We start from the raw sequence: 26,618 nt of genomic DNA, 5'->3' as shown, positions 1-26,618 counted from the left end.
TCGGAATTCATGGGCCGCAGCACTTCTTCCACTTTCGTCCGCTACCGCATGGGCAAGGATCATTTCGACCGATTTTTTGGTTGCCTTCTCCGCCTCGAAGCACTTGCCTCATGGCGGCATTCCGTGACACTGGCGGGACCTGTTCCTCTCGGGCCACAGCGGCATCGAGTTGATCATCCTGATGCCAAGGTTCTGCCAGTCGCATGCCGAATCTTAGCCGGGCCTGGTCTGGGGCCAGGCACAGGCCGAACCATAGGTCGGCCTTCTGCAGGTATTTTCGGCGCGTCGTCAGCACGGCCAGCCTCTGAGACGCCTCTAGGTCATTTTCCGCACTGATCAGCACCGTGAGTCCACTCTTATCCGCGAACATGAGCGCGAGGCTGTGCGGCTTGCCATCACGGGCGGCCTGCTGCGCCTGCCCGTCAATCAGCCGGTTGAGATCGTCCCGCGTTGGGCCATCTAACTCCAACAGTTGGAATCCCTGATCAAGAACCGCAGGCTCAGGTCTGACTTGAATCTCTTGCAAGATGCGGCTTAGCGTCGTTCCTTCATGGTGGGTCAGTAGCCCTGGTGGCGTCGCGGCGCCAGGTAGTGCGCGTCGTCGCGCGGCCATAGCGATGTCAATGCCGAGCGAGAACCCCTCATCCATGTGCACCAGTTTCTGCTCGTCATCAAACCAGAGGTTGTGCCGAAGGTGATAGCCCAGGATGGTCATCTCCTGAGCAGCCATCAGTCGATCTCCGTACCGCGTCCGGCGGGCGATGTAGCTCAGCAAATGCAAGGGACTGGTGAGTAGCTCTGTCAGTACATCAATGAGAAATACGTCGGTGATGAACGCAGCGCGCACGCGCGGTACATCGCGCGTTTTCAGGAACTGACGAGATTGGAAGGTAAGAGCGGGGTAGTGGTCACTGACGACACAGAAAACGAAGATCTCGTTAATCTGAGGGGGTAGTACGACTTCTGACCCATCCGATAGCGTGACTTGATACTTCGCGTCTCCCAAGCACTCCGCGCATAGCAAGCCTTGGTCATAAGCATCCTGAACGCCCTTCTGAAAGTCGTCTCGGATGACTTGGTCATTCCCCTTGCGGGCTTCGATGGTCAGTCTCTTTGACTTGGCCTGGACGATGATGGCTCTGTCAGCCCACAGCACCAGTACGTCGATCTCGCCAGCCTTCTTGCCTTTGGCTTCCCAAAGATCAACGTTGAGAAAGACGTTCTCTGCTCCGAATACGCTTGCAAGGCGCTCGGCTACAAAGTTCTCGGTGAATGCTCCGCGGTTCTTGTCCTGCTGTGCGCGGTAGGACTTGTCTGTCAGCATCCAATGAAATGGTGAATCGTATATTGCCTCTGCAAGCGCGTAGTTTTGCAGTGACATGTACTGGCCATCGGGCTGTCGAATCAAAGGCGTTGCTGTGACGTGATTGAAGTCCTGTAGGCTTGAAAAGGAGGCATTGTTTGCGCTATCGGGAAGTGTGAACGCGTCTAGGACCCGCTCGACCAAGCCTGTGTCTAGGCCGCAGTGCGCCGCGATGTCCGAAGCTGTGAAGGAAAAGCCGGGCACCATGGTCCACTGGTCGGCCGGGCGATCGCGCATTTCCTCACGCAAGGACTCAAAGCGCACCTGGCACTGGAGGCTGATGCTATCGGCCACCTGGCAGGCCTGACCGATCGTGAAGCCGCGGTTTCGCTGGAGCCAATCGTTGTCGGCCTCATAGCGCCGGACTGCTAAATCCAAGTACTGAAAGTCGTACGCCGACTCGGCTGCGTAGAAGATGGGCTCTCGCATGACGGCACCCGAATCGAAGGGATTGACGTCCTTTCCTTGCTTGAGTGCTTCGGCTACCTCGCCGATATCAAAGGCAGCCGATAGCACATGATGTAGCTCCAGGAGTAGGCTTTCAGCGTGGTCTACGTACCGCTGCTGAAGTTCCCGTGATGGCAACGTCCAATCAATGGGTGCCTTGACCATCAGGCCGTGCAAGGTGGTGAGCTCAGTCCGCATCAATCTGTCGGGACCAGAAACCTCACGCAGGTCATCGACCGTGACATCCTTCTCATACAGAATCATGTTGTCTCTGAAGCAAAGGTAGGCCAGCGCATGGACAAAGCCGGGCTGTAGGCAAAGCGCCTCTAAGTCAGCAAAGATCTCTCGTTCGGTGCGCGTTGTGTTTTTCATAGGACGCATCAAGAAGCGCTCTGTGTGTTCTCGTCAATCGGACTGGAGCGGGTTGCTATCGAACGAGCTTCTGTTTCGACCATAGCGTCGTGCAGAAACGTGCGCTTTCTTACGCGATAGATGCAAGGCAGCCCTGTTTCGTCGTAGATGTCCAGCCGTGCGAGCCAGTCTTGGCCGAAATCTATGTAGACGGGGCAGGTCGCATCTAGCCAGGTGCGTCGCGGTCGGATCCATACGTACTGGTGATGGCCACGGTAGACCTGAGAAACTTCTCTCTCGATGTCGCGTAGGGGGTGTATGAATCCTCCGCCTGGCGCTTTCTTGGTGGCCAGCGGGTTTTGTTTCAGGCACTCAGACAGGCGCAGGAAGATTCCCCGGTTTGCACCTTCCATGCGCGGCGCAGCGGGATACCAGATCAGGTCCTGGGCAATGTCTGAAGTTGGGTCGGGCAGCATGTGGTGGATCTGGAAGTTATCCACGAACGTACTGCCGTTGATCACCCAAACCAGATTTCCATAGAAGCGCTCACGTGAAAGACGCTCTCCATCCGTCATCGACGAGTGTTGAACTTCGATCACGATTCCGGCAGGCGTCTTGATGTCCGCGCGATGAATTTCGCCGTTGGGCGCGACATGGCTGATCTCGCGGCACGACTCAGGGAAGAGCGCCTTCCAGGCACGGTGCCAAGGAGTCTCGTTCTCCCACCACGGATCGCAGTCACGTCGGCTGGCGTGCGCCCAGTGGTGCATTAGCCGCGGGCCGCACTTGGCGACCATGGCGGAGCCGCAGGTTTCGCACACGCCGGGAGCGCCGGGCGAGGGCTCCTGGCGGCGGCCGTCAACGAGGGCGTACTGCATGTGCGTCCGAGCGAAGGAAGTACACGTAGTTTATGGCTTGCTGCGGGAAACAATCGCTGGGTGCTTGACCGTCGGACCTTGTGCTCCGGACATGCCACACTACTCGGCAGTGTTTCCGAAGGACCGGGTAGCGCTTTGCAAAAGGTCTTCTTGAACAGTGGATGGTATGACGCCGGACAACTGGACGGGCGGCTGTCCCAAGTAGTGCGCGGCGGGCAGGGGCTGGCGCTACATTTCGGCCAAGAAACGAAGCTGACGATCGCTGCGTGTGTACGCCTGCGTGCCTATCTCGACGCACTCGGCGATCAGGGGCTACCTGTCGAGTTGCACGATCTGGCTACCTGGGGTCTGGGCGCGTACCTGGACCGGGTAGGCGTGTTCGAGCAACTGACCCCTTCAGTGTCTGTCGTTGGGCTGGAGCCTGCAGGGCAGTCGCAAGCTCGTCGCGGTCAGAGCGAGGCACTGGAGGAGATTGTTCGGATCCCGATCAGTGGTCCCATGGACCGAAGCGTCGCTGAGCGTTTGTCCGGGAAACTGGCGGCGTGCGCGTTGCCCCAGGTGCGGGAGGCTTTAGCCAACACGGCCTTTACGTGCTTTGCTGAGTTGATCGGCAATGTCCGCACGCACAGTGCTTCGCCTAGCCCCGGCTACGCGGCGCTGCAGGTATACACGCCCCGTCAGGGCTCAAGACGTCTGGTTGAAGTGGTCGTCGCTGACGCAGGACTGGGGATTCTTCAAACGCTGCGGCCGGCCTTGTTAGCCAAGCAGGCTCCCCAAGGCGCCTTGGATGATCAGGCGTTGCTGCTTTATGCCGTGAACTCGGGTATCTCACGCCATGGCGAGGAGGCCGGGTGCGGCATCACCCAAAGTGCCAAACGCCTGCTGAGGCTGCCTGAACCTCGTCTTGAGCTTCGGCTGCCCGATATGCGCGTGAGGTTTGAGCCCGGGCCAGCGGGCGGGTATGTCATCACCCAGGCACGGACCGGTGCGGCAGTGGCCCCTTTGCCAGGCACCCACTGGATCTTCCGGTACGCGCTTGACTAGGCCCCTCAATTCTGTTTCACTGAACATAATGAATCAGATCGCGACCCTCCCTCTGAGGCAGTTCTTGGAGCGCTCCGATGCCTGGGGCCGTGAGGAAGGGCGTGAGGTGTACCCGAAGTTACTCGAGGCGCTTGAACGTACGCCGGGCGCTGTGTTGTACCGCATTGACTTGACCGGGGTGGCCCGGCTGGATGCGTCATTCCCTCGCGAAAGCTTCGTGGCCTTGGCCAAGCGGTATGCCGGTGAGAAGGCCTTTTCGATCAGCGGCGCGGCAAACATGGATTTGCTGGAGAACGTGGATGCGGCTGCGCACAAGCTGGGTATGGCGATGGTGGTGTGGGACGAGCAAGGCACGTGGTCTTTGATCGGGCCGCCTCCGAGCGCTGGCTTAAAACCCGTTTTCGATATCGCCATGACCGAAGGTGAAGTCACCACGGCGATGCTGATCAAGGCGCCATATGAACTCGGCGCGGCAAACAACGTAAGCAACAAACTCAAGCAACTGACAGAGGCTGGGTATCTCGTGAGACGAGAGGATTCATCTGTCAGCGGTGGCAAGGAGTACCGGTACCTTGCCCCGCGGTGATCTTCGTCTGCCTACCGGTTCACTTGATTCAGTGAAGCAGAAAGGAGAGGTTCCGATGTCCGCTATTCCGATCTTTGAAGTGTGGCAAAGCCGCAACAATCAGCAGTGGTACTTCCGCCTGAAAGCGCCCAATCACGAGATCATCTGCAGCTCAGAGGGGTATACGACCCGCTCTGGCGCCGAGCAGGGACTTGCACGGGTAAAGCTGTACGCTCCGGCCGCTCAGGTCCGCTTTGTGTAACTGGCTCTTCAACTAGGACGCCCTTGTGATGCACGAGCAATCCCTTCCTGCAGATCCCCGCGTATCCAAGGGCGTCATTTCCCAGTTTCTGCGCACCAACTGTCGACGCCAGTTGTACCTGTCCATCTACGCGCCCCTGCATGCGCACCCCACCATGCAGGCGTTGGGCATGCCCCCACCGGCCAAGTGGCGGCCAGGTATCGTGGCGTTGACGCGATCTGGGCGGGATCTGGAAGGTCAGCGGTTCGAAGAGCTCGAGCACGCGTTCCCCGGAGCCATGCGCAACTTTGCGCCCAAGGGCAAAGCTAAGGCCAAGGCCGGCGGCAAAACCGCCTTCCGGGATGCATTGAAGAATGGGGTGGTGGCGCCCTATGTGTTCGTTGAGGGCGAATTTCAATCCTCGCACCTGAGTTCGGCCTTCTATGCCGCCCTGGGTATACAGGCTGCAGTAGCGTCTAACTTGCCACGTCTAGCCGACCTGCGTCCGGATGTTGTGCTGGCACTGGATGCGACGATGCCATTACCCCAGCAACGTCATGCGCGTCAGGTTAATCCCGATGGCTCGACAACGCCGCTGGCCAGAGACGATGCGCGCCTGCGTTTGCTACCTATTGATATCAAGCGTAGCGAGCACGTCAATGCCAGCTACGCCATCGAGGTAACCCTCTACGCCGTACTGCTCGCCCTGTGGATTCAGCATGAGGGGTTGGGCGAGAAGTACGTGGTGATCGATCAGCCAGCCCTGTGGACACTGGATGCGCCCGATGCTGCGCCGATGTCCACCCTGAGCACCGTGCCGATTGAGGAGCGCATGGCAGCCTTGCTGGGCCGCTTGGAAATGGTGGAGTTCGATCAGTACGTCATCAGTATGCGAAAGATATTCCGCGAAGACCTGGTGGAAGTGGCTGGGCGTGAGGAATGGAAAAGATTGGCGCCACATATAGGGCCTTACTGTGGCATGTGTGATTTTTATGCCCACGAGCCTTGGGCGCGCAAGGATCCAAAAACGCAGATCAAGGAAGTCGTACACGCTGAACACTGCTCGGTTAAGGTGGAATCCGACGACCTGCTTTCACGCATTCCGGACGTCTCCCGAGGAATGGCGCGTACCTTGAGCGATGCGGGCGTCAGTACGGTGCAATCGCTATCACAGCAGTCGCCCGATGCGCCGGTTTTCCAGGCCCACAACCGACTAGCCGCCGAGCGCCAACTGCTCCCGCGTCGTGCGGCACACCTGTTGGCCGCCACGCGCGCCAGTACCGGACGCCAGTGCGCAAGCCTGCCGCGATACTCGCATCTGAGCGCGTACATTTTTCTTAACTTCGATGCCGCCACAGGATTCACCACGGGCTTCTCGGTGTACGGCAACTACCGCGCGCAGCGCAACTACGGCAGCGAACCCAAACCGTATGTGCCTACAGACGAGCCGAAGCAGCGTCCTGAAGCTTGGACCGTTGAACGCCGTGAGATGGATGAGGAGTTCAAAGGGCTCCAGCGGGTCATGTACTACCTCGCCGACCTGATCGACAAGGCGCAGGCCGACCCAGACCACGAGGATCTGAAGAAGGCCACCCTGCAAGTTTATTTCTGGGATGCACGCCAGTTCGAGCACTTCCGTACGGTGGTTGGCCGCCACTTGCACCGGCTTCTGGGCGATACGCGCTTGAACGGACTGGTGTGGTTGTTTCCGCCAGAGCAGGTCATCGCTCACCCCGAGTACGCGCTAACGCCGGCGGTTTCATTCGTGCGCGATGCGATCCGGCGTCTGGAGATTTTGCCGATCCCCTATGTTCAAACTCTCCTGGCCGTAGGTGAGGCGCTGCTGCCGGAGACTGATCACGTCAAAATTCCGCCGTTTCTGCACGAGCCCCTGAGTGATGCGATCCCAAAAGAGCGCATCTACGACATCTGGGAGCCTCAGCATCATGCTAACCACCAGGACCAGGTGGCGGCCTACAACCAAACCCTTCGCAGCTTGGTCATGCTGCTGATGAAGGTCACCATCTGCATACAGCGGCAATACAAAGGCCAGCTCACCGCTAACGCTCCTCCGCTGGAGTTGATGAAGCTGCCGACCTATCGAGGCGTCAGCGTGGATGGACAGCTATTGATTCTGCACGCCAAGCTCGAACAGCAGATCGAGGCGACTAGTAGCAAGGTCGGCTATGCAAATGATGCGGATGAGCTTGAGGCCGGCTATCGCAGTATTCGGCTCGTCAAGCGTTTGAGCGGCGCACAGGAGCGTCAAGCGCTCAAGGACTACGCTCTAGAAAAAATCGACGATCTGCGCGTGTACACGATCACGGAGACCTCCTGTAACAGCAAGCTTAAAACCGGCGATTCGGTGACCTTGTTCTTCAACGCCGTGCCCGGGATCTTGAACCAGCGTGTGAGCAAGTACCTGACCGGATCGCATGATGAGTTGGGTTATCAGAAGTACATCGCGATGGCCGAAGCGCTGAAGTGCACCATACTTCACCTCGATCGAGTCAACGCACGCGTGGTTGTCGAGCCGGGCTACTACGCGGCGGTGGCCGATGCCTTGGAGGCTGATGGATTGAACCTGGACACGGACTGTTCTTTGGTCGAGGCACCTCCCTTCGCCGAAGGGGCCTATCGAAAGGAGCAATTCATCCGTAGCCTGGGCAATCCGGTGATCGCTTACCCGCACAGCCAGGCGCTGACGGCGCTAGGCAAACAAACGGTTGCCCCGCCAAAGCCATCTAAGGACGCGCCCATGCGGGGCGCCAGCGTGCTTTGGGATGCTCCCAATGTCGCCGTCCAGAGGTCAGATTGGAGCGAAGCGGAGATCAATGCGGCAATCCAGTGGCTACGCGAACAAGGTCACCTGATCAACGAGAGTCAAGAGGATGCGATTCAGGCGGGTTTGCGTCGTTGCCTGTCGCTGATCTGGGGTCCCCCTGGGACGGGCAAGACCACTACGGGCGCCGGCTTGGCAGCCGCCGAGTTGTGGCTGGCGGTGACGCGTCAGATGCCCCAGAAGCTGCTGATTACAGGTCCCAACTACCAGACCGTCGAGAACTTCTACTCCGATCTGTTACCGCTGTTGCTGGCACTGGGCCCTGATGCAGCCCGGGTACGCTGGATTGAACGGCGTGAGCTCGGCGAGCCTGATCTTGAGGCGCTGCTCGACTACCGCAGATGCGATAGGAAGAGCCTTGAGGTGCTGCGAGCGGAGATGGAGGAGGGGGACAAGCCCACCATTGTTTTTGCCGTGACCGCGCAGTTGTTCAATCTGGCCAACCTCCCTTCGCCCCGAGGGAAAAAGTCTGCCGCGGTGCCAGCGCTGGAGATGTTCGACCTGGTGATGGTCGACGAAGCCAGTCAAGTAGATGTCGCCTCCGCGATAGGCGCGTTGGCCGAACTGGCTCCCAGCGGTCGACTGGTGCTCCTCGGTGATCGTCTGCAGATGCCCCCCATCTCAAAGGTTGAATCTCCGAAGGGGTGTGAGCACCTCGTTGGAAGCATTCTGGACTACTTCCAGGTGCGCTTTGGAGAGATAGAGGCATATCCCCTCTTGGAAAACTATCGCTCGGCCGAGGGACTGGTGCGCTTTGCTCGGGAACTGGGCTATCCGACCAAGTTGGCTGCCAAGTTCCCCGATTCTCGGTTGGCACTGGCTGTTCCGCTAGCGGAACCTGTTGACTGGCCAGACACGCTGCCCTGGAGCGATCTGTTCCCCAAGCTGCTGGATCCGGCCGTGTCCACGCTGGCAGTGACCTACGCTGATGGCAAAGCCGGTCAGGCCAACGATTTTGAGGCTGGCTTGGTAGTCGCTACGGCACTTTTGGCACGTGAGACGTTGCAAAAGGGTCTGAGCGGGCGCTCGAACCCGCCGGTATCGGGCCTCGACGCGATCCATTTTTGGACGCAGACCCTTGGTATCGTCACGCCGCATCGTGCTCAGCGCGCTGCAGTAATTCGTAGCCTGCGACAGGCCTTTCCGGCTGAGGAAGGAGAGCTGATCGAGCGGGCTGTGGACACGGTCGAGCGCTTTCAGGGGGGCGAGCGCGATCTGATTCTGGTGTCCTTCGGTGTGGGTGATCCCGATGTGATTGAGGCCGAAGAGGAGTTTCTGCTCGGCCTCAACCGGACCAATGTGGCAATCTCGCGTGCACGCGCTAAGGCCATTGTCTTCGTGTCTGACGACCTGTCTTACCACCTTCCCGATGATGTTGATGTGGTACGCACTGCCCGAGCAATCAAAGGGTTTGTCCACCAGTACTGCGACAAGACTCAGCGCTTTGACGTGCCTGTGGCTGAAAGCACCAGAGCGGTCACGCTACGCTGGAGAGCGTAGTGGCAGCGCGCCGTACCCCTGCATGGAAGACTGGGGGGCTTCCGGATACGGGCTCACGCGTATTTGCTCAGTAGCAGTCATGAGGTTGTTCTGCTGGCGAGCCTGCGCGGCACTATTGCCTACAAGACGCATGTCCACGGGTGCGCGACGGCGAAGACCTAACACTCATCGCCGGGCCCTGGAAAAACCTATGGTGACGTCAAATTCGGTGGTCGGGCTTGAGAGTGTACCCATAGTGTCGGCCTGTCGCTTGCCGGCATCCGCGGTACCGACATCGAGCCAGCCCTCGATCCGCCAATCGTGCCTGGACGAGGCCAATGACTGTCGGAGAATATCCAAGGGCGCATGATCGCGCGACCGTATGGAGCCAAAGCGGACGATCATTTTGCCGTCCGGCTTGAGTCGATCGCCACAATGGTTCCACACCTTTCCGAGTGACTTGGCGAAGGCTTCGGGCGACTCATGCGACAGTTGCTTGCCTCGACCGTAGTCGATTGTCTCAGGGCCTCCGACGAACCAATTTCGTAGCCATTGGTCTTGCACATAGGTCACGAGCCCGTAGTAGGGCGGCGACGTTACGACGTAAGAGAGATTGTCCTGGACTTTCGCATAGGACGTGGCGTGAGTGCTGTCGCCCTGCGTAATCAAGCCGTGATGCTTTCGCTTGGGGAGCTCTTCGGCAGCGATACGCGCCAGTCGACGTTCGATGGGCTTCAGGACGTCAATCTTAGGAGGCAGAAGATTTCGACTAGTCCAGTAACGCACCGAATACGCGGGCTTGCTGGCGAAGGTCCGCGGCATCTGATTCGAGAAGTAACCCGATTTTTCAGGATCTTTGGCCAGCGGACCATGCAAGCAACCAAGAACGATTCCTCGCAACAATGCTGCCTCTTCAGTTCGGCGACGCTTCAGTCCTGCACGCAAACGGCATATTTGATCCAGCGTGTCCGGATCATAAGCGCCTTCCCAAAACTCTCCCTCTGGCACTTCATAGTCCTGATGCTCGGTCAGAATCTGACGGGCCAGCTCCATCACCGCCGTATGTGTGGTGTCGGCCAATTTAGCCTTGGCGATAGCAACAGCCACTGGTGACGTATCGATTCCGTAGCTGCGTAGTCCCAGAAAGCGTGCCGCGTAGTTGCTGGTTCCCCGACCGCAGAACGGGTCCAGGACGACCGCGCGTGGTGATGCTTGTCTGAGCGCCCGAAAGGGGAAGCTCAGAGGGAACATGGTGAAATAAGGGCAGACCGCATTGAGCGAGTGGCGAGCTTCGGTCAGGGGGGGCGCGGTCATGCCGCCATTAAACCAGATCTAGCTCCCTTTGAATTGAGATTTTGAGGGGGGCTGGAGGCTTCTAGGGCCGCTTCGCGCTACGAGAGAACTAGGCTAGATAACCACGCGTCGATCCTGACATGCTCACTCGGCGGGAGTGCGAGGCATAGGGCCCGGATCCATTGGCCACACGGTTCGTCTAGTCTGAGAGTCGGCCCACGCGCTTGGAGGCCACGAACTTGACCAGCCATCGCAAACCGAACAAGGCCGCGCCGGTCAACCCGCTTCCACGGAGGAGGTGGATCATGGATCACATAGTGGCAGCAGCCGGGCGCTAGATGGATTTAGCGCACAAGTGGCCCGCGCTATAGCAGCGTGTACCGGTCGTACGTCCTAGCGATCTTTGCGCGTCGCCGGGAGCGCAGAAGCGCGGGGAATCCTGCGCGTGCTCTGAGGAGTTACAGGCCTATCTGGTTGGCGGCCTTGAGCAAGGCTTCCTTGTTGCCCTCGCTGGGCCACCCTTCTACAACCGATACCAGCTTGCCGTCGCGTAGAAAGTAGAACATGGGCGTGGACCACGAATCGAAGTTAGGCCACTCCGCCCGGTCGAAAGCGATGACCATGGGGTGCTCCGGATGCTCGCGGTTCCATTGCTGAAGCACGTCAAGATTGAGCTTTCGGTCCACCGGGGCCAGCCAGAGCGAGCGGGCCATGGCCTTAGACAGGGCGGGGTCCGCCTCAATGGCGGCCATGGCATTGCGGGAAAAGTGACACAGGGGGTGGGAGATGACGACCACGCGGGCACCCTGGTCCACCGCCAACGTGGTGCGCGTCAGGGTGTTACCCGATTCTTGCACCGCGAGCGCGGTCTTCCCCGAGCTTGATGAGGTCGCCAGCGTCGGCGCCGGTTCGACGTTCCACTGGGGAAATGTCTTCTCCAAAGCCGAGGCTTGCTCAAACTGACGCGAGGCCATAAGGGCCGCGTGCATATCCGAGAAGCTGCGTCGCTCGACCAAAGCCCGTGCTTGGAGTTCGCCGAAGGCGCGCTGCATCGCCTGCAAGTGCGTGGCCTGGATCGAGTAAGCGTGGGCGATGTTCGCCGCATTGAAGAGGGTCGCCAGATCCTGACTATCCATGCTGGCCGGATCACGCGCCAGCGCGGCGGCGAAGCCATTGTCGAAGGCGGCCGACATCGCCGTCGCACGCTCGGCCGTGGACTGGCCGCGGGTCTGCTCGTGGACCTCCATGAAGCGGTCGTAGCGCCCATCAAGCGTTTGGCCAGCCAAGGTGTTGGCCGGCCAAGCGCTCAAGGCGCCGATGCCGATGAGAAACAGTGCGCAGAACTGCTGCTGGATCCTGTGCATGGATCTTCCTGAGCATCCGGTAGCCGAAAGACTAGCAATTTCTCATGCAGATCGTGTTGATGTTGTAGGAACAGGTCGCCTTCTTGGCGCACTCGTAGCCTTCGTAGTCACAAGGCTGAGAAGGGCACACGGGACCTGGCGGGCCGCCCAATGGACGCATGATTTGCTCATCGACTGCGTTCTGGATGCGCACATTCCGCATCATGGCCACGGTGTGCTGGGCACCAAACAGGCTCATCACCTGATAGATCTGCGAGGCGTTGAGTTCAGTCTGCAGGTCGCCGTAACTGAAGCTCGTGATGCCGCTTTCATTGAACTTCAGACTGGCGATGAAGCGACGCTTGCCCGATTCCGAGAGCGCGGCCAGTGGCGAAGCGCTTCCCGAGTTGCGTAGATATTGCTCGAGATCCTGGCGCGATTTGATCGAGGCCAATTGCAAGGCCACGTCCTGTTGCAGCATCTCCTGCTGTTGTGCGGCGCCGTTGACATGCGTGGATTCGACACTGGCATTCTGTGCGTGTAATGACGTACTAGCGGCCAAGACTGCGAGTAGACCAACTAGTACCGTAGTGAATCGGCCCATCGTTAGTTCCTCCATGCGACGTCGGAAGTAGTTGCTGGAGCCCGCCGCCTGCTCAGCACGCAGCACGCTAGTTCGCTGATGTTAGTGATGTGTGGTAGGCCAGACACCTACATGAACGCATGATCGCCATCTAGTGCCTGCTTAGCCGCGAATGTGCCAGTAGGCGGTAGCTTGCGGCCCGCGCAGGAGTAGAGCCGTTAGAGCGAAGAGAAGTCCTCTAGCAAGCTCATTGCAACATAAATGCGTGAATTCAGATCGCAAGCAGACAAATGCGACAGAACATCAGTACCCGTCACCCTTGCTCACGGGGTGCATGACGCAACTGAGCGACCGAAACGGTGCTGCGCTGGGCAAGGCCAGACTCACCTGCATCGGTTGTCACGTTCAAGTCGGACAACACCGCACTCGTAGCTGAGAGAACTCCTACAAAAAGTCAGAACATGCCACTCTCGGGCGCCACTGATCGTGGGCTATGCTGTCAGTCAACAGAGACTGTATTCCCAGGCCCATCGATTGCTGACCTGATGATCTACTTGGGTTTATTCTTGGCTGCGTTCTTGGCCGCCACGCTAGTGCCGGCACAGTCCGAAGCCGTGCTGGTGAGTTTGCTGGTCGCCGGCTATCCGGTGTGGGCACTATTGCTTGTCGCAAGCGCCGGCAATGTGCTCGGTTCGGTGGTGAACTGGTGGTTGGGCGAGCAACTGCTGCGCTTTCGCACCAGTCGCTGGTTTCCGGTATCGGCCTCGGCCCTGGAGCGCGCCCAGCGCCGCTACCAGCGCTATGGCAGTTGGTCGTTGCTGCTGAGCTGGGTGCCGATCATTGGTGATCCGCTGACCTTGGCCGCCGGGGTCATGAAAGAGCCGCTCTGGCGCTTCCTGCTGCTGGTGACGCTGGCCAAGGTGGGCCGTTACCTCGTGCTGACGCTGATTACCCTGCAGGTGCTGTAGCCGTCGCTGCGCTCGTGCGCAAAGCTATGACGGCTGGCCGCGACGTGCCTGGATCTTGGCCCGCCGCCGCGGCACGTGCGACAGAATGCTGCGTCGCTTGTGCTCGGTGTACTTGCGCCAACTGCGGATCTCCTCGGTGGTGCGAAAGCAGCCCACGCATACGTCGGTCTTCCGATCGAACTGGCAGATGTCCGTGCAAGGGGAGGGGCGGCTCATCGCGGCGTTTCACTGAGCGCGGTCCGCGCCTCGATGGTCACGTGCACGATCTCCTCGTGAATGGCCAAGGCATGCTTGAAATGATCCGGATGCACGGGATCTTCGGTCACGACCTCGGCCACACAGGCGAACTTGCCACGGCCTACCTGCCAGACGTGCAGATCGCTGATACGCGCCGGCACCGAGCCTTGCTCGATGGCTTCGCGGATTTCTTCCACTACGGGAGCATCCATCTGCGCATCGAGCAAGACCTTGCTGGTCTGGCGAATCAGGCCCCAGGCCCACACCGAGACCAGGGCCGCGCCCACTAGCCCCATCACCGGGTCCAGCCAGGCCGCACCGAAGTACATGCCACCCAGCAGCGCGATGATCGCCAACACGGAGGTCGCCGCATCGGCGATGACATGCAGGTAAGCCGAGCGCTGGTTCAGATCGTGATGGGCGCTGTGTCCGTGATCGCCATGATGCTCATGGTGATGGTGATGGTGATGGTGATCGTCGTGCCCGTGCCCGTGATCATGGTGATCCCGCAGCCACCAGGCGCACAGCAGGTTGACCGCCAGGCCCACGATGGCAATGGCAATGGCCTGCTCGTAGTGGATGGTGCTGGGGCGGAACAGGCGCTCGATGGACTGGAAGGCCATCAGGCCTGCCACACCCAGCAGCAGGATTGCGCTGGTGTAACCGCCCAGGATTTCGATCTTCCACGTGCCGAAGGCAAAGCGACGGTCCTGCGCGAAGCGGCGCGCACAGGCGTAGGCGAAGACCGACAGGCCCAGTGCCAACGCGTGGGAGCTCATGTGCCATCCATCGGCCAACACGGCCATCGAGTTGTACCACCAGCCTCCGGTGATCTCCACGACCATCATGATCAGGGTCAGGATCATGGCCCGACGCGTGTTGCGCTCGGCGAGCGGGTTGCCTTGGTCGAAGGCGTGGGAATGGCGCCGCGTAGCGGCCAGGGCATCGAGGTTCATGACGGGGCAGGGATGGGTTGCTGGATACCCCCATAGGGTATATGATCGCTTCCATGGCGCATACCCACCGCGACAAAAAGAAGCTGCTCACCCGCGTTCGCCGCATCGGCGGTCAGGTCGCGGCATTGGAGCGCGCACTGGAAGCCGAAGGCGACTGCGGTGATCTGCTGATCCAGATTGCCGCGGCTAAGGGCGCCATGCATGCGCTGATGATGGAAGTGCTCGCCGGTCATCTGAGCGAGCATGTGGTGACCGCCGAAACCGAGGCCGAGCGGGCCAAGGAAGCCGGCGCCATCATGGACTTGCTGACCCGTTATGCCCGTTGATCGCAGACCGTTGGTGGGTGCTGCTTTCCCGAACGTCTGTGCTGGACAGGCCCGTCCTTAACCCCGTAGGCTAATGCAGTGATCCGGTTTTCCGCCCGCGCCAAGAGTGTCTTGCACGTCAGCATGCTGTTGCTGCTGGTGCTGGGCGTTCTCGTGCGGCCGGCACTGAATTTCGTGGGTGAAATCCACGGGGCCGCGCATGCGGCCGAAGTCGCGAGCGAGCACGGCCACGGCCATCCTGGCGATGCCCTCGATGCCGATCACGACCAAGACCACGCCTCGGGCACGCACCTGCTGATGCACCAGGCCGATTCGGGTTCTTCCTCCGGCCTGCTCACCAGTTTCCGCCTGCCGCCCGTCGAAGTGGCTGCCTCTCAGCGTCTGCAGTGGACGCCGGCTTCTTCGCTTCCCCAGCGACTCTCTTCGCCGTTTAGACCTCCGATTGCCTGATGACAGGGCCGGCCGCCGTTAGCGCGGCCTGAGTACGTCTGTCCATCAACCAATCGGAGATGTTCCGTGAACTTGTGTTATGCATGGGTTCTGGCCTTGGCCGGAGCCTGTGGTGTTGTGCCATGGGCACACGCCACTGAACCTCTGCGCCTGCAGGAGGCGGTTTCCCGCGCCTTAGGTGCAAATCCGGCCCTAGCGGCCGAAGCAGCTCAACTCGATGCCGTCCGTGCCCGCGCCGAGCGCGAGGGCTTGGCCCCGCAGTACTTCGTCACCGGCGAACTGGAGAACGTGGGCGGTACCGGTTCACTCAGCGGAGTGAATTCGGCCGAAAGCACCTTGCGGATCGGCCGTCTGATCGAGTTGGGCGGCAAGCGCGCCGCTCGCCAGGCCTTGGGCGCTGCCGAGATCGATCAGCAGCAAACCGCTGCCGACGCCACGCGTATCGAACTGACCAGTCGCACGGCGGCCCGCTTCATCGAAGTCGCAGTGGATCAGCAGCGCCTGGACTTTGCCAACGAACGCGTTCGCCAAGCCGAGCGTACGCGCCGCGAGGTAGCAGGCTGGGTCTGGGCCGCACGCAACCCCGAGTCGGATCTGCGTGCGGCTGAAATCGTCGTGGCCAACGCAGAGCTGGATCGTGAGCATGCCGAGCACGAGCTCAGCAGCGCCCGCACCACCTTGGCCGCGACCTGGGGCGACACGATCCCGGACTTCGACACGGTGGCTGCTGATCTGACCGATCTGCCCGAGGTCGAACCGCTGGACACGCTGCTGGCGCGCTTGCCGAACACGATCGATCAGCAAGCCTTCTCGCGTGAGGCTCGCCTGGCCGAAGCCCGTCGTCGTATCGCTGAGGCGGCTCGCAAACCCGATCTGAACTTCAACGTCGGCGTGCGTCGTCTGGAAGGGCCCAGTGATCAAGGTCTGGTGATGTCGGTGTCCGTACCGTTGGGCAGCCGCACGCGGGCGGGGTACTCCATCGCCGAAGCCGACGCGCAACTGGCGGCCATCGAAGCGCGCCGAAAAGCCGAGCAGTTCGAGCGCCATCAACTGGTCTTTGAGAAGTACCAGGAACTGGGCCATGCACGCACCGAGGTGGAGTCGTTGCGCGGACGTGTGGTGCCCAAAGCCGAGCAAGCCCTGGCCTTTACCCGGCGCGGCTTCGAAGCAGGGCGGTTCTCATTTCTCTCGCTCTCCCAGGCGCAGACCACGCTCTTTGAACTGCGCGAGCGCCTCGTCGAGGCCTATGCGCGCTATCACACCTTGCTGGTGGAGCTCGATCGGCTCACCGCAACCACCCAGGACACCTTTCCATGAGTCGTCATCTCACTCTCTTGCTGTTGCCTTTGCTGTTGGTGGCGTGCGGCGGTGAACCGGCATCCAAGGCCGGTGAAGCCGCCGCTGAAGCGGCCCCGGCCAGCGGCGACTACGAGCGCGGTCCCAATCGCGGCCGCATGCTGCGTGATGGGGATTTCGCCATCGAAGTCACGATCTTCGAAACTAACGTTCCACCTCAGTATCGTTTGTATGCCTACAAAGATGGAAAGCTGATCAAGCCAAGCGAAGTGGTTCCCACCGTGACGCTCAAGCGATTGGACGGGGAAACCAATATCTTCACCTTCACGCCTGAAGACCAGTACCTGACCGGCAGCGGCCAGGTGACCGAGCCGCATTCCTTCGATGTGGAAGTCAAAGCCCAGTACGCGGGGAAAACCCATACTTGGACTTACGACTCCTATGAAGGCCGCACGACGATCCCGGCCCAAGCCGCCAAAGACGGCGGCGTGGTCGTCGAGAACGCCGGACCGGTGGTGATCCGCGAGACCATCCAGGTGATGGGCAATGTGGCCGTGGATGACAACCGGCGCGCGCAGGTCAAGGCACGCTTCCCCGGCATCGTGCGCTCGGTCCAGGTCCAGCAGGGCGATCGCGTCAAGCGTGGCCAGACGCTGGTCACGGTCGAGGGCAACGACAGCATGCGCACCTACGCCGTCACCGCGCCCTTCGATGGCATTGTGTTGCAACGCCCGACCAACGTGGGCGATGTGGCCGATACCAACACGCTGGTGGAGATCGCCAACATGTCGGATGTGTGGGTCGACTTGCGCGCCATTGGTCCGGATGCGGAAAAGATCACGCCCGGCCAGCAGGTCAAGGTCTCCTCGGCCACGGGCGGTACCAGTGCCGAAGGCACGATCGAGACGCTGCTGCCGCTGGCCACCGGCCAGACGGTGGTGGCACGCGTGACCCTGCCCAACGCCGAAGGGCGCTGGCGCCCGGGCATGGCGGTCTCGGCAGAGGTGACGGTGGCCTCGCGCGAGGTCCCGCTGGCGGTCAAAGAGTCGGGCCTTCAACGCTTTCGCGATTTCACCGTGGTCTTTGCCCAGGTAGGGGAGACCTACGAGGTGCGCATGCTCGAACTGGGCGCACGCGATGGTGAGTTTGTCGAAGTGCTTGGGGGTCTGAAACCCAACACGCCCTACGTCAGTGAGCAGAGCTTTCTGATCAAGGCGGACGTCGACAAGTCTGGCGCCAGCCACGACCACTGAGGACAGGACAATGCTAGAACGCGTCATAAGAGCCGCGATCGCGCATCGCTGGCTGGTCCTGCTGTTGGTGTTAGCCGTCAGTGCGCTGGGCGTCTGGAACTATGGGCGTCTGCCCATCGACGCCGTGCCTGACATCACCAATGTGCAGGTCCAGGTCAACAGCGAGGCGCCCGGCTACTCACCGCTTGAAGCCGAGCAACGGGTAACGTTTCCCGTTGAGACCGCCTTGGCCGGCATGGCCGGCATGCAATACACCCGCTCGATCTCCCGCTATGGCCTGTCCCAGGTCACGGTGGTGTTCGAAGACGGTACCAACATCTACTTCGCCCGACAGCAGGTCAGCGAACGGCTCCAACAAGCCGCCTCGCAATTACCCGCTGACGTGAAGCCCACGCTCGGTCCGGTCGCCACCGGTCTGGGTGAGATCTTCATGTACACGGTCGAGGCCGATGCCGGCGCCAGGAAGCCCGATGGCACCGAGTGGACATCGACCGATCTACGTACGTTGCAGGACTGGGTCATTCGCCCGCAGCTGCGTAATCTGAAAGGCGTCACCGAGGTCAACACCATCGGCGGCAATGTCCAGCAGTTCCACATCACGCCGGATCCTGCCAAGTTGCTGGCCTTCGATTTGAGTATCGATGACCTGCTCACGGCGGTGGAGCGCAACAACGCCAGTACCGGCGCCGGCTATATCGAGCGGGGCGGTGAGCAGAACCTGATCCGCATCCCCGGTCAGATCGGCGATGAGGCCGGCCTGCGTCAGGTGGTGGTGGCGACCCGCGAAGGACTGCCGCTCAAGGTGCAGGACGTGGCCGATGTGCATATCGGCTCGGAACTGCGCACCGGTGCGGCGACCAAGGACGGCCATGAGGTCGTGCTGGGTACGGTATTCATGCTGGTAGGCGAGAACAGTCGCGAAGTGGCCCAGCGCGCTGGCGAGAAGCTCAAGCAGATCGAAGCCGGCCTGCCCAAGGGCGTGACTGCCAAGGCGATCTACGATCGCACCAACCTGGTCGATCGCAGTATCGCCACCGTGCAGAAGAACCTGCTCGAGGGCGCGCTGCTGGTCATCGCGGTGCTGTTCCTGCTGTTGGGCAATATCCGCGCGGCGCTGATCACCGCGGCGGTCATTCCGGTGGCGATGCTGCTGACCATCACCGGCATGGTGCAGAACCGGGTCTCGGCCAACCTGATGAGCCTGGGTGCACTGGACTTCGGTCTGATCGTGGACGGTGCGGTGATCATCGTGGAGAACTGCCTGCGTCGCTTCGGCGAACGGCAGCACCAGTTGGGCCGTCTGCTCACCCGTGAGGAGCGATTCGATCTGGCCGCCGTGGCCAGTGCCGAGGTCATCAAGCCCAGCCTGTTCGGCTTGTTCATCATCGCGGCGGTGTATCTGCCGATCTTCGCCCTGACCGGTGTGGAAGGTAAGACGTTCCACCCGATGGCGATTACCGTGGTGATGGCGCTGACCGCGGCGATGGCCTTGTCGCTGACCTTCGTTCCGGCCGCGGTGGCCCAGTTCGTCACCGGCAAGGTCGAGGAGAAGGAAACCAAGATCATGCGCGGTATGTCGCGCCTGTACGGCCCATTGCTGGAAAAGGCATTGGCTATGCGGGTGGCGGTGGTCTCGGCGGCAGCAGTGTTGGTGGTGCTGTGCGGTGTGCTGGCCACGCGACTGGGCACGGAGTTCATTCCGAACCTGGACGAGGGTGATATCGCCTTGCACGCCTTGCGCATTCCCGGCACCAGCCTGACCCAGGCCGTGGGCATGCAGGAGCAGTTGGAGACGGTCATCAAGGCCTTCCCGGAGGTCGACAAGGTCGTGGCCAAGCTCGGTACGGCCGAGGTGGCCACCGATCCGATGCCACCCTCGGTGGCCGACACCTTCATCATGCTCAAGGATCGGGATGAGTGGCCCAATCCGCGCAAGCCCAAGGCCGAGCTGGTAGCCGAGCTGGAGAAGGCCGTTCGCGCCATCCCCGGCAACAACTATGAGTTCACCCAGCCGGTGCAGATGCGCATGAACGAGCTCATCGCCGGCGTGCGCGCGGAAGTGGCGGTCAAGGTCTTCGGCGATGACATGGCGCAGCTGGAAGCCCTGGGCTCGCAGGTCGAAGACGTGGCCAGTCGAATCGAAGGCAATGCCGACGTGAAGCTGGAGCAGGTCACCGGCCTGCCGCTGTTGGTCATCGACCCGGACCGTGCCGCCTTGGCGCGCTACGGCTTGGCCGTGGCCGACATCCAGGACACGGTGGCTGCCGCCCTGGGCGGCGCCAACGCGGGCCAGCTGTTCCAGGGTGATCGACGCTTTGACATCGTCGTGCGACTGCCCGAAGGCAAGCGCCAGGATCTGAAGGTGCTCGCTGCACTGCCGATCATGGTGCCGGCACAGCGTGATGCCAGTACTCAAGGCATGGCGTTGCCATCCTCGGTCCCGTTGGGTGCGGTAGCCAAGATCGCCATTGAGCTGGGGCCCAACCAGGTCAGTCGCGAGAACGGCAAGCGCCGCGTAGTGATCACCTCCAATGTGCGGGGTCGCGATCTGGGCTCCTTTGTCGAAGAGCTGCGCGGCAAGGTAGCCAGCGAAGTGGAGCTGCCTGACGGTTATTGGATCGAGTACGGCGGTACGTTCGAGCAGTTGATCTCGGCCAGTGAGCGTTTGACGGTCGTGGTACCCGTGGTGCTGGTCATGATCTTCGGCCTGCTGTTCATGGCCTTTGGATCGGCCAAGGACTCGGCGATCGTCTTCAGCGGTGTGCCACTGGCGCTGACCGGCGGTGTGATGGCATTGGTGCTACGCGGCATCCCGTTCTCCATCTCGGCAGGCGTGGGCTTTATCGCCCTGTCCGGTGTGGCGGTGCTCAACGGCCTGGTGATGATCACCTTCATCCGCAAGTTGCGTGAGGACGGCAAGTCCTTGCACGAGGCGGTGGTCGAAGGAGCGTTGACGCGCCTGCGGCCGGTGTTGATGACTGCGCTGGTGGCCAGCCTGGGCTTCGTGCCGATGGCGCTCAACGTCGGCACCGGTGCCGAGGTGCAGCGTCCGCTGGCCACGGTGGTCATCGGCGGCATCATCTCCTCCACCTTGCTCACCTTGCTGGTCCTGCCGGCGTTGTACCGCATGGTCCATCGCAAGGAAGAGCCGCGCGCCGAGGCGCCGCCGAAAGTCGAGCACGTTCCGAGCGCCCCGTAATCCAGTGGGGTGGGGCGCGCGTGCGCTCCACCCCCTCCTGATCCCTTCCACATACCTATAGATGCGAATGAACTCACTTCTCTACAAACCCTCCGGATGGGGCGGCATGATCTCCGCCTCCACCACGCGCACGCTGGTTCTGTTGGCGGGCCTGCTGCTGTTGTTGTTCACCGCCAACGGCGCGCTGGCCCATGCCGTAGCCGAAGGTGATAAGGGCTACATCCAGGAAATCAGCGGGGTGCACCTGCTGTCGTTTGCCTACCTGGGCGCCAAGCACATGGCCACCGGGTACGACCACATCCTGTTCCTGCTGGGCGTGATCTTCTTCCTGTACCGCATGAAGCAGATCGCCTTGTACGTCACGCTGTTCGCGGTGGGTCACTCCACCACGATGCTGTTGGGCGTGTACTTCAACGTGGGCATCAACAGCTTCCTGATCGACGCGATCATCGGCCTGTCGGTGGTCTACAAGGCGCTGGACAACATGGGCGCCTACCAACGCTGGCTGGGTTTTCAACCCAACACCAAGGCGGCCACGTTGATCTTCGGTCTGTTCCACGGCTTTGGCCTGTCGACCAAGATCATCGAGTACGACATCTCTCCCGATGGTCTGGTGCCCAACCTGTTGGCCTTCAACGTCGGCGTGGAAATCGGCCAGCTGCTGGCCTTGGGCGCAATCCTGATTGTGATGGGCTACTGGCGCCGCTCGCGCGGCTTCTGGAAGCACGCCTATACCGCCAACGTCGCGATGATGTGCGCCGGTTTCATCCTGATCGGCATGCAGCTCACTGGCTACTTCGTTTCCTAATTCAAGACATTGCGAGAACACACCATGTACAACAGCAAGCCTCTCAACACCGATCTGCCGTCCTCGCGCCAGTTGCTGCGCTCGACCATCATCGCCTTCATCGTGGCCGTCGTCCTGTTGGTCACCGTCGTGCTGCCGTCCGAGTACGCCATCGACCCCACCGGTGTCGGCCGCATGCTCGGGCTAACCGAGATGGGTGAGATCAAGGGTCAGTTGGCTGAAGAAGCCGCCGCCGATGCCGCACGTGATGCGGCCGCGGCCGCGGCAGGCGCGCCGATCTCATCGGCCGCCTCATCCGCCAGCCCCGCAGCACCGGCAGCGGCGGCAGCACCGGCCGTGGACACCACGCAATGGCGCGATCAGATGCAGGTCGTTCTGGCGCCAGGAGAAGGCGCGGAGGTCAAGTTGGCGATGACAGCCGGTCAAAAGGCGAACTTCACCTGGACCGCGCAGGGCGGTGTCGTGAACTTCGACACCCATGGCGATGGCGGTACCGGCGGCGAATCCACCAGCTACGAAAAAGGACGCGGCGTGGCCGCCGACGAAGGCGTGCTGGAAGCGGCCTTCAACGGCAGCCACGGCTGGTTCTGGCGTAACCGCAGCGAGGCCACGGTGACGATCACCCTGCGTACGGCCGGCGACTACGCCCAGATCAAGCGCGTGATGTAACCCCGTGGCGGCCAGGCGCCTTAAGCGGGTCGTGGCATCGCCTCGACCCACCGTCGCGAGCCTGGGTCCTCGCGACACCTACCCATCCTCGGCCACGCGCCGATCACGAAGGAACTGAAGATGAAAGCTCGTTCACTGTCCATTGCCGGCCTGGTTGCGCTGTCGCTGGTCTCGCTGTCGGCCCTGGCCCATCCGGGCGCGCACGACGAAGAGAAGGAAATCCCCAAGACCTGTGAGGATCTGAAGGACACCAAGCGTTTCACCGACGACTCCGCCTTCCCTGAAGTCAAGGCGCTCAAGCAGAAGTGCGGCGTGCCGGAAAAGCCGGCCAAGGCCGACGGCGCCAAGAAGCCGGCCCCGGAAGCCAAGAAGACCAACTGATCGTTCGCCGTCCCAGGCGGTCGGCTTCCCGATCGCCTTGGGACACCTTCTCTGTCGAGGTGAGGTATGTCCGCTCAATCTAGCGCAGACCAAGGGCGCATCAAGCACGCCGTGGTTCGCCTGGCACGCGAGGTGATGGAGCTGCCCGGACTCCGGCGTGTCGGCAAACCGATGTATCGACGGTATTTCTCCAAGCCCTACGAGCACGGCAATCTGTACTACGGCATCTACCGCAGCTACGAGGACGCGCTGCTCGATGCCGAGCGCCTGTCCTCGGAGGTCTTGCCCGCCAGCTACGACCTGGATCAGGTCACGATCATGTACCGCCAGCAGCTCAACCGGCTGCGTGCCTGCGACTACCCGGCGCTGTACTGGATCCATCAGCTCATTGCTGATGGCGCCAGGCGCATCTTCGATCTGGGCGGACACGTAGGCTTGGCCTACTACGGCTTTGGTCGCTACATCGACTATCCGGCCGGACTGATCTGGAACGTCCATGACCTGGACAAGGTGCTGCAGGCTGGTCGGCTGTTGTCCGCGCGACGGGATCGGTCGGGTCAGTTGCGCTTCGTCCACATTCCTGAGGTCGCCGACGGCTGCGATGTCCTGATCAGTACCGGCGCACTGCAGTACCTGGAGTACAGCCTGCCCGAGTTGCTGGACCGGCTGATCGCGCCGCCGCGCCATGTCCTGTTCAACCTCACGCCGCTGCATGCCACCCGCGAGTTCTTCACCTTGCAGAACCTGGGTGTGGCGGTGTGTCCGTATCGGGTCCAGTCCGATGCCGCGCTGGTGCAACAGATGGCCGAACGCGGCTATCAGATACGCGATCGCTGGGAGCTACCCGAGCGCCATCTGCGCGTGCCCTTCGAGCCGGACTACGAAGTGAATGCCTACTCCGGCATCTATTTCGAACGTCAGAGGCTGTAGCGATACCCGTACTGCCGCCACCACTGCTGAGGTCTTCCCATGTTGGATGTCCTGACCAACCTCACTTTCCGTAAGCTCTTTGCCGCCCAGGTCATCGCCTTGCTGGGCACGGGCTTGGCGACCGTGGCGCTGGCCTTGCTGGCCTACGACCTGGCCGGCGATCAGGCCGGGCAGGTGCTCGGCCTGGCCCTGGCCATCAAGATGATCGTGTACGTGCTGCTCTCGCCGGTCTCCGGTGCGGTGGTGCCGCCGCACCGGCGCAAGATCGTGCTGATCGGGCTGGACGTGATCCGGGCCCTGGTCGCACTGGCGCTGCCGTTCGTCACCGAGATCTGGCAGATCTACGTGCTGATCGCCGTGCTGCAGTCGGCCTCGGCGTGCTTTACGCCCCTGTTCCAGTCGGTCATCCCGCAGATCCTGCCCGATGAGGCCAAGTACACCCGGGCCTTGTCGCTCTCGCGGCTGGCCTACGACCTGGAGAGTCTGCTCAGTCCGGCCCTGGCCGCCGCGCTGCTGACGGTAATCGCGTTCCAAGGATTGTTCGTGGGCACCTCGGCCGGCTTCCTGCTGTCGGCGCTGCTGGTGATGTGGACGACGTTCCCTGTCGGTACGCGCAGCGCCAGCGCCGGTGGTCCCTACGCGCGGGCCATCCGCGGCATGAAGATCTACCTGCGCACGCCACGCCTGCGCGGCTTGCTGCTGCTCAATCTCTGCGCCGCCGCCGGCGGGGCGATGGTGTTCGTCAACACGGTCGTGGTCGCGCGCACGGTGTTGCAAGGCGGCGAGCGGGAGGTGGCCTGGCTGTTGGCCGCCTTCGGCGTGGGCTCGATGCTGGTGGCTCTGTGCCTGCCGCGCCTGCTCGATCGCATCGCCGATCGCCGCATCATGCTCTCGGCCGCCACGGCGATGACGGTGGTGCTGAGCGCGGCCACCGTGTACTGGTTCAGTGTCGGCGGCAAGCCTGCCTGGCCGGTCGTGGCGGGCATCTGGCTGCTGCTGGGCATGTCGTACGCGGGCCTGGTAACGCCCGGTGGCCGACTCATCCGTCGTTCCGGCGCCGAAGAGGATCTGCCGTTCCTGTTCGCCGCACAGTTTTCCCTCTCGCACGTGTGTTGGCTGCTGGCGTACCCGATCGCAGGTTTCCTGGGCGCCAAGCTGGGATTTGCAGCAGCGTTGGGGATTTTGTCCATGGTGGCCTTGCTGAGCGCAGTGCTGGCCCGCTGGGTGTGGAGCTCTCGTGATCCCGAACAGATCACACATACCCACGAGGAGCTGCCCGAGGGTCACGCCCATCTGGGGCAGGGCGGAAAGCAGCATGCCCACCGCTATGTCATCGACGACCTGCATTCGCGGTGGCCGCAGTGAAGGCGTACGCACGCGTCCTGTCAGGAACCGCGACGTGATCTACGCGCTGTCGGCCATCTTCATGCTGGGCGTGGGCCTGGGCACGGTCGGTGCCTTCGTGATGCCCTGGAGCGGGATGCACTTCGCGCTGGCGTGGCTGGGATCGGTGATCGGGGCGGTCTTCCTTACCTTGCTCGCGCTGCACGGATGGGACGTCAGGCTCGCGGCCACGCAGGGGGATCTGGCCTCCCTGAAACGCTTCTGGCACGCGCTGCGTCCTTCGCTAGCCGACATGCTATTAGCGGGGGTCCTGACAATCGCCGGCCTCTGGCTGGCAGGTACAGCCACCTCGCTCTCGCTGCTGCAGATCGCCGTGTCGGGTCTGCCGGTGTATCTGCTGGCCGTGGCGCGGATCGCGACCAAGCTCGGACGCCCCCATGTGGCGGCGCCCAAGACACGGGCCCTTGTTTTGTGTGCCGCGCTGCTGCTGATGAGCGTGGGCAGCCTGTACATGATTTGGCTGGTCGTCGCCGGCGATGTACCGGTGCTGGCGCAGGCCTGGGTGATCGCTCTGCAGCTGGTGAGCGCGCTGTGCTGTTACATCGCTGCCTCCAACTATCAAGTGGCGATGGCCACCGGTGAGATTCGGCGATCTCCCACCGTGATGCTGATGCTCAAGGAGCTGTCCGCGGTGGGCATGGGCGATATCGCCACGCCCGATCCCAAGGGCAAGCGGGTCACGCAGGACGCGTTGCCAACCTTCAGGAAGCGGCCGAACAAACGACCGCGACGATCGCGCAACCGATAGGCCGCATCCACGCTCCAGCGTGCTGCCGCCTCGCCAGAGCACCTTGCATCACTACGAGGAAAGGGCCAGCCAAGTAGGCCCGGCCCCAATCAAGAATGAGTCTCAGTTGACGTTTGCGGCTGTGGCCGTCATCCTAATATTTCATCATATGTTGAAATATTGAAATGAACGAGACCGCGGCGCTACGGGGATTCGGGGCCATCGCCCATGCGGATCGTCTGCGCATCGTTCGCATGCTCGTCGTGGCCGGCGCGGACGGCATGTCTGCAGGCGCGATCGCCGCCGCGCTCGATGGCGCACAACCCTCCCGGGTGTCATTTCACCTCAAGGAACTGGAGCAGGCTGGGTTAACGCTGGCTCGCCGAGAGGGCAAATCGATCATCTACAGCGCGGACTTCCCCGCGCTCTCGGATCTTGTCGCGTTCTTGATGCACGACTGTTGCCATGGGCACTGCATCTACTGCGACAAGGCGATCAAGTTGTTCGCGCAATGCACTGGACGTCCCACGGGACCTGACGAACTGCCGTGATCAGCCGCCGCCATCACGCATAGCCGCCAGCCGG

General features: G+C 61.6%; 24 protein-coding genes. 17 read left to right on the top strand and 7 right to left on the bottom strand.

Translation table 11 applies throughout. The features are described 5' to 3' along the window. Positions 1-7: 7 nt before the first annotated feature. Together ASD72_RS19710 and ASD72_RS19705 are read right to left on the bottom strand one after the other, a co-directional pair. Positions 8-2,182, bottom strand: a complete 2,175-nt coding sequence (locus ASD72_RS19710; RefSeq protein WP_056881690.1) for an SEC-C metal-binding domain-containing protein — start codon at positions 2,180-2,182, stop codon at positions 8-10. A gap of 8 nt (positions 2,183-2,190) precedes the next feature. Next, a complete protein-coding gene (locus ASD72_RS19705; RefSeq protein WP_056881689.1) occupies positions 2,191-3,039 on the bottom strand; it encodes a CoiA-like domain protein in 849 nt (282 codons plus the stop codon). Between the two features lie 135 nt (positions 3,040-3,174). Here ASD72_RS19705 and ASD72_RS19700 point away from each other — a divergent pair, with 135 nt between their 5' ends. The 4 genes from ASD72_RS19700 to ASD72_RS19685 are packed head-to-tail and all read left to right on the top strand — an operon-like array spanning position 3,175 to position 9,231. Continuing rightward, the gene (locus ASD72_RS19700) at positions 3,175-4,083 is read left to right on the top strand and encodes a hypothetical protein (protein WP_056881688.1); all 909 of its coding nucleotides are present in this window, start codon (positions 3,175-3,177) and stop codon (positions 4,081-4,083) included. Between the two features lie 28 nt (positions 4,084-4,111). Continuing rightward, positions 4,112-4,669 (top strand): hypothetical protein, encoded by a 558-nt coding sequence (locus tag ASD72_RS19695; RefSeq protein WP_056881687.1) that lies wholly within the window; start codon positions 4,112-4,114, stop codon positions 4,667-4,669. A gap of 55 nt (positions 4,670-4,724) precedes the next feature. Next, positions 4,725-4,910, top strand: a complete 186-nt coding sequence (locus ASD72_RS19690) for a YegP family protein (protein ID WP_056881686.1) — start codon at positions 4,725-4,727, stop codon at positions 4,908-4,910. Positions 4,911-4,938: 28 nt separating this feature from the next. Then, positions 4,939-9,231, top strand: a complete 4,293-nt coding sequence (locus tag ASD72_RS19685; protein WP_056881685.1) for a DEAD/DEAH box helicase — start codon at positions 4,939-4,941, stop codon at positions 9,229-9,231. A 165-nt stretch (positions 9,232-9,396) separates the two neighbouring features. Here the strand turns inward: ASD72_RS19685 and ASD72_RS21160 are convergent, their stop codons facing one another. From ASD72_RS21160 to ASD72_RS19665, 3 genes are all read right to left on the bottom strand, one after another. Further along, complete coding sequence (locus ASD72_RS21160) at positions 9,397-10,524, bottom strand: site-specific DNA-methyltransferase (RefSeq protein WP_155944767.1); 1,128 nt, start codon at positions 10,522-10,524, stop codon at positions 9,397-9,399. A gap of 437 nt (positions 10,525-10,961) precedes the next feature. After that, positions 10,962-11,867 carry a hypothetical protein gene (locus ASD72_RS19670; RefSeq protein WP_056881682.1) on the bottom strand — a complete coding sequence of 302 codons (906 nt, stop codon included), beginning with the start codon at positions 11,865-11,867 and terminating at the stop codon, positions 10,962-10,964. A gap of 31 nt (positions 11,868-11,898) precedes the next feature. Next, a complete protein-coding gene (locus tag ASD72_RS19665; RefSeq protein ID WP_235578070.1) occupies positions 11,899-12,408 on the bottom strand; it encodes a hypothetical protein in 510 nt (169 codons plus the stop codon). Positions 12,409-12,974: 566 nt separating this feature from the next. Here ASD72_RS19665 and ASD72_RS19660 point away from each other — a divergent pair. Next, positions 12,975-13,397 (top strand): YqaA family protein, encoded by a 423-nt coding sequence (locus ASD72_RS19660; RefSeq protein WP_056881680.1) that lies wholly within the window; start codon positions 12,975-12,977, stop codon positions 13,395-13,397. A 24-nt stretch (positions 13,398-13,421) separates the two neighbouring features. On the opposite strand, the gene ASD72_RS19655 is transcribed toward ASD72_RS19660, so the two are convergent. Next, a complete protein-coding gene (locus tag ASD72_RS19655; protein ID WP_056881679.1) occupies positions 13,422-13,613 on the bottom strand; it encodes a DUF1289 domain-containing protein in 192 nt (63 codons plus the stop codon). Beyond that, positions 13,610-14,590 (bottom strand): CDF family Co(II)/Ni(II) efflux transporter DmeF, encoded by a 981-nt coding sequence (gene dmeF, locus ASD72_RS19650; RefSeq protein ID WP_056881678.1) that lies wholly within the window; start codon positions 14,588-14,590, stop codon positions 13,610-13,612. The genes ASD72_RS19655 and dmeF overlap by 4 nt, the downstream gene beginning before the upstream one ends. Positions 14,591-14,643: 53 nt before the next feature. Between dmeF and ASD72_RS19645 the strand changes: the two genes are divergently transcribed. From ASD72_RS19645 to ASD72_RS19590, 12 genes are all read left to right on the top strand, one after another. Beyond that, on the top strand, positions 14,644-14,916 hold the full coding sequence (locus ASD72_RS19645; protein ID WP_056881807.1) for a metal/formaldehyde-sensitive transcriptional repressor: 273 nt from the start codon (positions 14,644-14,646) through the stop codon (positions 14,914-14,916). A 123-nt stretch (positions 14,917-15,039) separates the two neighbouring features. Continuing rightward, on the top strand, positions 15,040-15,366 hold the full coding sequence (locus ASD72_RS21155; RefSeq protein WP_155944765.1) for a hypothetical protein: 327 nt from the start codon (positions 15,040-15,042) through the stop codon (positions 15,364-15,366). Between the two features lie 66 nt (positions 15,367-15,432). Continuing rightward, entirely contained in the window at positions 15,433-16,683 is a 1,251-nt protein-coding gene (locus tag ASD72_RS19635) for a TolC family protein (RefSeq protein ID WP_081420489.1), read from the top strand. Next, on the top strand, positions 16,680-17,915 hold the full coding sequence (locus tag ASD72_RS19630) for an efflux RND transporter periplasmic adaptor subunit (protein WP_056881675.1): 1,236 nt from the start codon (positions 16,680-16,682) through the stop codon (positions 17,913-17,915). Before ASD72_RS19635 ends, ASD72_RS19630 begins: the two co-directional genes overlap by 4 nt. A gap of 10 nt (positions 17,916-17,925) precedes the next feature. Beyond that, complete coding sequence (locus ASD72_RS19625; protein ID WP_056881674.1) at positions 17,926-21,114, top strand: CusA/CzcA family heavy metal efflux RND transporter; 3,189 nt, start codon at positions 17,926-17,928, stop codon at positions 21,112-21,114. A gap of 106 nt (positions 21,115-21,220) precedes the next feature. Beyond that, on the top strand, positions 21,221-21,922 hold the full coding sequence (locus ASD72_RS19620) for a HupE/UreJ family protein (protein ID WP_056881673.1): 702 nt from the start codon (positions 21,221-21,223) through the stop codon (positions 21,920-21,922). 24 nt (positions 21,923-21,946) lie between these two features. Continuing rightward, positions 21,947-22,591, top strand: a complete 645-nt coding sequence (locus ASD72_RS19615) for a hypothetical protein (protein WP_056881672.1) — start codon at positions 21,947-21,949, stop codon at positions 22,589-22,591. Positions 22,592-22,711: 120 nt separating this feature from the next. Next, positions 22,712-22,972 carry a hypothetical protein gene (locus ASD72_RS19610; RefSeq protein ID WP_056881671.1) on the top strand — a complete coding sequence of 87 codons (261 nt, stop codon included), beginning with the start codon at positions 22,712-22,714 and terminating at the stop codon, positions 22,970-22,972. A 111-nt stretch (positions 22,973-23,083) separates the two neighbouring features. Further along, on the top strand, positions 23,084-23,902 hold the full coding sequence (locus ASD72_RS19605; protein WP_235578069.1) for a methyltransferase, TIGR04325 family: 819 nt from the start codon (positions 23,084-23,086) through the stop codon (positions 23,900-23,902). 39 nt (positions 23,903-23,941) lie between these two features. Next, the gene (locus ASD72_RS19600) at positions 23,942-25,267 is read left to right on the top strand and encodes an MFS transporter (protein ID WP_056881669.1); all 1,326 of its coding nucleotides are present in this window, start codon (positions 23,942-23,944) and stop codon (positions 25,265-25,267) included. A gap of 34 nt (positions 25,268-25,301) precedes the next feature. After that, positions 25,302-26,054 (top strand): hypothetical protein, encoded by a 753-nt coding sequence (locus ASD72_RS19595; protein ID WP_155944764.1) that lies wholly within the window; start codon positions 25,302-25,304, stop codon positions 26,052-26,054. Positions 26,055-26,218: 164 nt separating this feature from the next. Continuing rightward, positions 26,219-26,584: a metalloregulator ArsR/SmtB family transcription factor gene (locus ASD72_RS19590; RefSeq protein WP_056881667.1), complete on the top strand. Its 366-nt coding sequence runs from the start codon at positions 26,219-26,221 to the stop codon at positions 26,582-26,584. Positions 26,585-26,618: the final 34 nt, after the last annotated feature.

This window comes from Pseudoxanthomonas sp. Root630 (assembly GCF_001427585.1).
In the GTDB taxonomy this organism is placed as follows: Bacteria; Pseudomonadota; Gammaproteobacteria; order Xanthomonadales; family Xanthomonadaceae; genus Pseudoxanthomonas_A.
The sequence above is the reverse complement of the archived record's forward strand: the minus strand, read 5'-3'. Positions and strand labels throughout refer to the sequence as shown.

Excerpts from the sequence above, each read along its gene's own strand:
- ASD72_RS19710 (WP_056881690.1), bottom strand. The coding sequence starts at position 2,182 with ATGAAAAACACAACGCGCACCGAACGAGAGATCTTTGCTGACTTAGAG.
- ASD72_RS19655 (WP_056881679.1), bottom strand. The coding sequence starts at position 13,613 with ATGAGCCGCCCCTCCCCTTGCACGGACATCTGCCAGTTCGATCGGAAG.
- ASD72_RS19610 (WP_056881671.1), top strand. The coding sequence starts at position 22,712 with ATGAAAGCTCGTTCACTGTCCATTGCCGGCCTGGTTGCGCTGTCGCTG.
- dmeF (WP_056881678.1), bottom strand. The coding sequence starts at position 14,590 with ATGAACCTCGATGCCCTGGCCGCTACGCGGCGCCATTCCCACGCCTTC.
- ASD72_RS19625 (WP_056881674.1), top strand. The coding sequence starts at position 17,926 with ATGCTAGAACGCGTCATAAGAGCCGCGATCGCGCATCGCTGGCTGGTC.
- ASD72_RS19670 (WP_056881682.1), bottom strand. The coding sequence starts at position 11,867 with ATGCACAGGATCCAGCAGCAGTTCTGCGCACTGTTTCTCATCGGCATC.
- ASD72_RS19660 (WP_056881680.1), top strand. The coding sequence starts at position 12,975 with ATGATCTACTTGGGTTTATTCTTGGCTGCGTTCTTGGCCGCCACGCTA.
- ASD72_RS21155 (WP_155944765.1), top strand. The coding sequence starts at position 15,040 with ATGCTGTTGCTGCTGGTGCTGGGCGTTCTCGTGCGGCCGGCACTGAAT.
- ASD72_RS19590 (WP_056881667.1), top strand. The coding sequence starts at position 26,219 with ATGAACGAGACCGCGGCGCTACGGGGATTCGGGGCCATCGCCCATGCG.
- ASD72_RS19695 (WP_056881687.1), top strand. The coding sequence starts at position 4,112 with ATGAATCAGATCGCGACCCTCCCTCTGAGGCAGTTCTTGGAGCGCTCC.
- ASD72_RS19630 (WP_056881675.1), top strand. The coding sequence starts at position 16,680 with ATGAGTCGTCATCTCACTCTCTTGCTGTTGCCTTTGCTGTTGGTGGCG.
- ASD72_RS19645 (WP_056881807.1), top strand. The coding sequence starts at position 14,644 with ATGGCGCATACCCACCGCGACAAAAAGAAGCTGCTCACCCGCGTTCGC.
- ASD72_RS19685 (WP_056881685.1), top strand. The coding sequence starts at position 4,939 with ATGCACGAGCAATCCCTTCCTGCAGATCCCCGCGTATCCAAGGGCGTC.
- ASD72_RS19690 (WP_056881686.1), top strand. The coding sequence starts at position 4,725 with ATGTCCGCTATTCCGATCTTTGAAGTGTGGCAAAGCCGCAACAATCAG.
- ASD72_RS21160 (WP_155944767.1), bottom strand. The coding sequence starts at position 10,524 with ATGACCGCGCCCCCCCTGACCGAAGCTCGCCACTCGCTCAATGCGGTC.
- ASD72_RS19705 (WP_056881689.1), bottom strand. The coding sequence starts at position 3,039 with ATGCAGTACGCCCTCGTTGACGGCCGCCGCCAGGAGCCCTCGCCCGGC.
- ASD72_RS19620 (WP_056881673.1), top strand. The coding sequence starts at position 21,221 with ATGATCTCCGCCTCCACCACGCGCACGCTGGTTCTGTTGGCGGGCCTG.
- ASD72_RS19600 (WP_056881669.1), top strand. The coding sequence starts at position 23,942 with ATGTTGGATGTCCTGACCAACCTCACTTTCCGTAAGCTCTTTGCCGCC.
- ASD72_RS19615 (WP_056881672.1), top strand. The coding sequence starts at position 21,947 with ATGTACAACAGCAAGCCTCTCAACACCGATCTGCCGTCCTCGCGCCAG.